Source organism: Streptomyces griseomycini (assembly GCF_014203535.1).
Taxonomy (GTDB): domain Bacteria; phylum Actinomycetota; class Actinomycetes; order Streptomycetales; family Streptomycetaceae; genus Streptomyces; species Streptomyces griseomycini.
The window spans coordinates 1-1,567 of record NZ_JACHJI010000069.1; the positions used below are offsets into that span (position 1 = coordinate 1).

At 57.6% G+C, this 1,567-nt stretch carries 1 rRNA gene; it reads left to right on the forward strand.

The window, feature by feature from the left end:
* Window positions 1-1,546: ribosomal RNA gene (locus tag FHS37_RS38745) — 23S ribosomal RNA — on the forward strand; the annotation flags it as partial.
* Window positions 1,547-1,567 lie beyond the last annotated feature (21 nt).

Here is a 1,567-nt window from a genome sequence, read left to right on the forward strand (position 1 = left end):
GGATCCTTCGGGTGAAGGGGAGTGGTGGAGCCGCCGGCCCAAGCGGTTAGTAGGTGAGTGATGGGGTGACGCAGGAAGGTAGTCCAGCCCGGGCGGTGGTTGTCCCGGGGTAAGGGTGTAGCCCGAGTGGTAGGCAAATCCGCCACTCACCAGGGTGAGACCTGATGCCGAGCCGATTGCGGTGAAGTGGATGATCCTATGCTGTCGAGAAAAGCCTCTAGCGAGTTTCATGGCGGCCCGTACCCTAAACCGACTCAGGTGGTCAGGTAGAGAATACCGAGGCGTTCGGGTGAACTATGGTTAAGGAACTCGGCAAAATGCCCCCGTAACTTCGGGAGAAGGGGGGCCACATCCGGTGATGAGCTTCGCGCTCTGAGCTGGGGGTGGCCGCAGAGACCAGCGAGAAGCGACTGTTTACTAAAAACACAGGTCCGTGCGAAGCCGTAAGGCGATGTATACGGACTGACGCCTGCCCGGTGCTGGAACGTTAAGGGGACCGGTTAGCTCACCTTCGGGTGGGCGAAGCTGAGAACTTAAGCGCCAGTAAACGGCGGTGGTAACTATAACCATCCTAAGGTAGCGAAATTCCTTGTCGGGTAAGTTCCGACCTGCACGAATGGCGTAACGACTTCTCGACTGTCTCAACCATAGGCCCGGTGAAATTGCACTACGAGTAAAGATGCTCGTTTCGCGCAGCAGGACGGAAAGACCCCGGGACCTTTACTACAGTTTGATATTGGTGTTCGGTTCGGCTTGTGTAGGATAGCTGGGAGACTGTGAAGCTCGGACGCCAGTTCGGGTGGAGTCGTCGTTGAAATACCAGTCTGGTCGTGCTGGATGTCTAACCTGGGTCCGTGATCCGGATCAGGGACAGTGTCTGATGGGTAGTTTAACTGGGGCGGTTGCCTCCTAAAGGGTAACGGAGGCGCCCAAAGGTTCCCTCAGCCTGGTTGGCAATCAGGTGTTGAGTGTAAGTGCACAAGGGAGCTTGACTGTGAGACCGACGGGTCGAGCAGGGACGAAAGTCGGGACTAGTGATCCGGCGGTGGCTTGTGGAAGCGCCGTCGCTCAACGGATAAAAGGTACCCCGGGGATAACAGGCTGATCTTCCCCAAGAGTCCATATCGACGGGATGGTTTGGCACCTCGATGTCGGCTCGTCGCATCCTGGGGCTGGAGTCGGTCCCAAGGGTTGGGCTGTTCGCCCATTAAAGCGGTACGCGAGCTGGGTTTAGAACGTCGTGAGACAGTTCGGTCCCTATCCGCTGTGCGCGCAGGAGTCTTGAGAAGGGCTGTCCCTAGTACGAGAGGACCGGGACGGACGAACCTCTGGTGTGCCAGTTGTTCTGCCAAGGGCATGGCTGGTTGGCTACGTTCGGGAGGGATAACCGCTGAAAGCATCTAAGCGGGAAGCCTGCTTCGAGATGAGGACTCCCACCCACTTGATGGGGTAAGGCTCCCAGTAGACGACTGGGTTGATAGGCCGGATATGGAAGCACGGTAACGTGTGGAGTTGACCGGTACTAATAGGCCGAGGGCTTGTCCTCAGTTGCTCGCGTCCACTGTGT